Genomic DNA, 5101 nt, shown 5'->3' with positions numbered 1-5101 from the left:
CGTCGAGCCAGAGCCGCACGGGCGGCGTCAACGGCGCGCCGGCCGGCAGCACGGGCACGCTGCCGTCGCGACGGCCGGCGCTCGCCTTCAGTCCTGTGACGAGACCGGCCACGTACAGCCGCTCGGTGTCGGTCAGCGGCGGCGGCGCGAGATCGGCGACGCCGAGCGCGGCCGCGAAAGTGTCGATGTCTGCCATGTCGGATTCCTGTGAAGCCGTGATCGGCGAGATCGCGGGCGCGGGCGGTGCATCGTCCGCGCGTGCGTCGGCGCGCGCCGTGTCGTCGTCGGTCGACGCGAACGCGTCCGTGTCGACCCGCGTCAGCGCGACCGCGCAGTATTTCAGTTCGGGTTGCTGCGATTCCGGGTCGATCGCGTCGTTCGTCACCGCGTTGATGCACAGGTCGTCGCCGTACACGTCGTTCCAGTGCATCGGCGCGAAGCAGTTGCCGCGCCGCACGCGGTCCGTCACGACGGCCGGCAGCACCGCGCGGCCGCGCGCCGAACGGATCTCGACGCTGTCCTTCGCGGCGATGCCCAGCGCGCTCGCATCGTCCGGGTGCAGTTCGACGAACGGGCGCGGGTTGAGCTTGTTCAGCATCGCGACCTTGCCCGTCTTCGTCATCGTGTGCCACTGATGCTGCAACCGCCCGGTGTTCAGCACGATCGGGAACGTGTCGTCGGGCAGCTCGGCCGGATCGACGTGCGGCCGCGCGAAAAAGCGCGCCTTGCCCGACGGCGTCGGGAACGCGATGCGCGGCGCGGCACCGTCGTCGGCTGCCGTACGCAGTGGCTGGCTCACGCCGTCGTTCAGGTAGCGGATCGGGTGCCGCTCGCGCGCGGCGCCCGGCGCGACCGGCCACTGCACGGGCCCGTCGCGCAGCGCCGCGTGGCTCGCGCCGCGCAGGTCGTAGCCGGTCGCCGGATTCGAGAAGCGCACGATCTCGTCGAACACGTCGGCCGCCGACGCATAGTCGAACGCGTCGCCGAACCCCATCGCACGCGCGACTTCCGCGACGATGCGCCAGTCGGGCAGCGCGTCGCCGGGTGGCGCGACCGCCGCGCGCATCAGCGTCATGTTGCGCTCGGAATTGATCATCACGCCGTCGCCTTCGGCCCACAGCGCGCCGGGCAACAGGATGTCGGCGTAGCGGTTGGTCTCGGTGTCGAGGAACGCGTCCTGCGCGATCACGAGTTCCGCCGCCTGCAGCCCGGCGATCACGTTGCGCCGGTTCGGCACGGTCGCGACCGGGTTCGTGCAGACGATCCAGCACGCCTTGATGTCGCCGGCCGCCATCCGCTCGAACAGGTCGACCGTGCCGTTGCCGGTGTCCTTGCGCAGCGTGCCGGCCGGCACGCGCCACAGGTTCTCGACGAAGCGGCGGTCGTCGTCGGACGCCACCGAGCGCTGACCCGGCAGCCCCGGCCCCATGTAGCCCATCTCGCGCCCGCCCATCGCGTTCGGCTGGCCGGTCAGCGAGAACGGCCCGCTGCCCGGGCGGCAGATCGCGCCGGTCGCGAGATGCAAGTTGCAGATCGCGTTGGTGTTCCATACGCCGTGCGTGCTCTGGTTGAGTCCCATCGTCCAGCAGCTCATCCATTCCTGCGCGTCGCCGATCCATTGCGCGGCCGTGCGGATGTCGGCTTCCGCGAGCCCCGTGATTTCAGCGACCCGCTCGGGCGTGTAATCGGCGAGAAACGCGGGCATCGCGTCCCAGCCTTCGGTGTACGCGGCGATGAACGCGGCGTCGGTGCGGCCGTTCGCATGCAGCAGGTGCAGCAGCCCGTTGGCCAGCGCGAGATCGGTGCCCGGCCGGATCTGCAGGAACAGGTCGGCCTTGTCGGCGGTACCGGTGCGGCGCGGATCGACGACGATCAGCTTCGCGCCGGCCTTCACGCGGTCCATCATCCGCAGGAACAGGATCGGGTGACAGTCGGCCATGTTCGCGCCGATCACGAAGAACAGGTTCGCGCGATCGAAGTCCTGGTACGACCCGGGCGGCCCGTCCGCGCCGAGCGACTGCTTGTAGCCGGTGCTCGCGCTCGCCATGCACAGCCGCGAGTTCGACTCGATGTTGTTGGTGCCGACGAACCCCTTCGCGAGCTTGTTGACGAGATACTGCGCCTCGATCGACATCTGCCCCGACACGTAGAACGACAGCGCATCGGGCCCGTGCGTATCGAGCACCGCGCGCAGCCGCCGCGCGGTCTCGGCGATCGCGTCGCGCGCCGGCAGCGGCACGAGGTCGTCCTCGCGCGCGCGGCGCACGAACGCGCGGTCGAGCCGCCCCGAGCGGCGCAGCGCGACGTGCGCCGACGAACCCTTCGTGCAGAGCCGCCCGAAGTTGGCCGGATGGTCGGCGTCGCCGGATACCTTGACGACTTCGCCGTCCTCGACGTGCAGCACCATCCCGCAGCCGACGCCGCAGTACGGGCACACGCTCTTGACGGGGGTGGCGGTCATGCGTGCTCCCGGGCGCTCAGGCCGCGATCCACACGAAGCCGTCCTCGACCCGCGACGGATACGCGTTCACCGATTGCTCGGGCGCTTCCAGGCATTCGCCGGTCCGCAGGTCGAAGTGCTGCTTGTACAGCGGCGACGCGACCACGACGCGCTCGCCGAGGCTGCCGATCAGCCCGCGCGACATCACCGCGGCCTGCGACACGGGATCGACGTTGTCGATCGCGAACACGCCGCCGTCGGCATGCGCGACGTGAAACACGGCGACCTGCTCGCCGTTGACGAGCGCGCACACGCCGGTGTTCGGCACGATGTCGTCGAGCGGGCACACGCGGGTCCAGGACAGCGGAAGACGATCGTTCATGATGGGCTCCTTTGAAAGACGGGGGTGTCGGTCGGGGGTCAAACGGTCGCGGGTTCGGCGACGACCGGAATCGCCACGGGCTTGCCGCCCGCGCGCTCGGCGGGCGTCGCCGGCCGGATCTGGCCGCGCGTCTCGACGAACTCGATGGTCGTGTCCGGCGCGTCGCTGTTCACGAAGTGGCGGAAGCGCTTGCGCGTTTCCGGATCGGTGACGGCGCGCTTCCATTCGCACTCGTAGGTGTCGACCACGTGCTGCATGTCGGCTTCGAGCTCGGCCGCGATCGCGAGCTTGTCGTGCACGACGACGTCGATCAGGTAGTCGAGCCCGCCTTCGAGGTTGTCGCGCCACACGCTGGTGCGTTGCAGCCGGTCGGCCGTGCGCACGTAGAACATCAGGAAGCGGTCGATATAGCGGATCAGCGTGTCGCGATCGAGATCGGACGCGAGCAGTTCCGCGTGGCGCGGCTTCATCCCGCCGTTGCCGCACACGTACAGGTTCCAGCCCTTCTCGGTCGCGATGATGCCGACGTCCTTGCCCTGCGCTTCCGCGCACTCGCGCGTGCAGCCGGACACGCCGAACTTGATCTTGTGCGGCGCGCGCAGCCCCTTGTAGCGGTTCTCCAGGTCGATCGCGAGGCCGACCGAATCGTCGACGCCGTAGCGGCACCACGTCGACCCGACGCACGACTTCACGGTGCGCAGCGCCTTGCCGTACGCGTGCCCCGATTCGAAGCCGGCCGCGATCAGTTCCTCCCAGATCGACGGCAGCTGCTCGACGCGCGCACCGAACAGGTCGACGCGCTGGCCGCCCGTGATCTTCGTGTACAGGCCGTATTTTTTCGCGACCTGGCCGACCGCGATCAGCCCTTCCGGCGTGACTTCGCCGCCCGGCATGCGCGGCACGACCGAATACGTGCCGTCGCGCTGGATGTTCGCGAGGTAGTAGTCGTTCGAATCCTGCAGCCCCGCGTGCTCCTTCTTCAGCACGAACTCGTTGAAACACGACGCGAGGATGCCCGCGACGGCCGGCTTGCACACGTCGCAGCCGAGACCGCGGCCGTGCTTGTGCAGCAGTGCGTCGAACGTCGTGATGCGCTCGACGCGGATCAGGTGGAACAGCTCCTGACGCGAATACGGGAAGTGCTCGCACAGATGGTTGTTGACCGCGAGGCCCTGCTTCTTCATCTCGGCCTTCATGATCTGCGTGACGAGCGGCACGCAGCCGCCGCACGACGTGCCGGCGCCCGTGCAGGTCTTCAGCGCGCCGAGGCTCGTCGCGCCGTCGGCCACGGCCGCGCAGATCTGCGACTTCGACACGTTGTTGCACGAGCAGATTTGCGCGCCTTCCGGCAGCGCGTCGACACCGATCGCCGGCTTCGCGGCGCCGTCCGACGACGGCAGGATCAGGAATTCCGGCGACTCGGGCAGCTCGATGCGGTTCAGCATCATCTGCAGCAGCGTGCCGTACTCGGCGGCGTCGCCGACCATCACCGCGCCGTGCAGGAACTTGCCGCAGTCGGACACCACGAGCTTCTTGTAGACCTGGCGGCGCTCATCCGCGTACTGGTAGGTGCGGCTGCCGGCCGTCGTGCCGTGCGCGTCGCCGATGCTCGCGACGTCGACGCCCATCAGCTTCAGCTTCGTGCTCATGTCGGCGCCGGCGAACGCGGCCGCCGCCGCTTCGTCGGCGTCGCCCGCGAGCTGCTTCGCGACCACGCGCGCCATGTCGTAGCCGGGCGCGACGAGGCCGTACACCGTGCCGTTCCAGGCCGCGCATTCGCCGATCGCATAGATGTCGGCGTCGCTCGTGCGGCACGCGTCGTCGATCGCGACGCCGCCGCGCGGACCGATGTCGAGCCCGCACGCGCGGGCCAGTTCGTCGCGCGCGCGGATGCCGGCCGAGAACACGATCATGTCCGTGTCGAGATGCGTGCCGTCGGCGAACGCCATCCGGTGCGCGCCTTCCTCACCGTCGACGATTTCGAGCGTGTTCTTGCCGGTATGCACGGTCACGCCGAGCGCCTCGATCTTCGAACGCAGCATCCGGCCGCCGCCGTCGTCGACCTGCACGGCCATCAGGCGCGGCGCGAATTCGACCACGTGCGTATCGAGCCCCATGTCGCGCAGCGCCTTCGCGCATTCGAGGCCGAGCAACCCGCCGCCGATCACGACGCCGCGCTTCGCGTGCGCGCCGCACGCCTGCATCGCCTCGAGATCCTCGATCGTCCGGTACACGAAGCAGCCCGCGCGCTCGCGGCCCGGCACCGGCGGCACGAACGG

At 69.6% G+C, this 5101-nt stretch carries 3 protein-coding genes; all 3 read right to left on the bottom strand.

Translation table 11 applies throughout. The features are described 5' to 3' along the window. Positions 1–2461: molybdopterin oxidoreductase family protein (locus JMF90_RS23370; protein ID WP_201325481.1), on the bottom strand; the 2461-nt coding region annotated here is incomplete at its 3' end. 16 nt (positions 2462–2477) lie between these two features. Next, positions 2478–2822, bottom strand: a complete 345-nt coding sequence (gene nirD, locus JMF90_RS23365) for a nitrite reductase small subunit NirD (protein WP_006478931.1) — start codon at positions 2820–2822, stop codon at positions 2478–2480. A 38-nt stretch (positions 2823–2860) separates the two neighbouring features. Continuing rightward, the coding region (gene nirB / locus JMF90_RS23360; RefSeq protein WP_201325480.1) for a nitrite reductase large subunit NirB at positions 2861–5101 on the bottom strand (2241 nt) is incomplete at its 5' end.

Origin of the sequence: Burkholderia sp. E168m23 (genome assembly GCF_016586125.1) — a bacterium.
Classification (GTDB): Bacteria; Pseudomonadota; Gammaproteobacteria; order Burkholderiales; family Burkholderiaceae; genus Burkholderia; species Burkholderia orbicola.
The sequence above is the reverse complement of the archived record's forward strand: the minus strand, read 5'-3'. Positions and strand labels throughout refer to the sequence as shown.

Excerpts from the sequence above, each read along its gene's own strand:
- nirD (WP_006478931.1), bottom strand. The coding sequence starts at position 2,822 with ATGAACGATCGTCTTCCGCTGTCCTGGACCCGCGTGTGCCCGCTCGAC.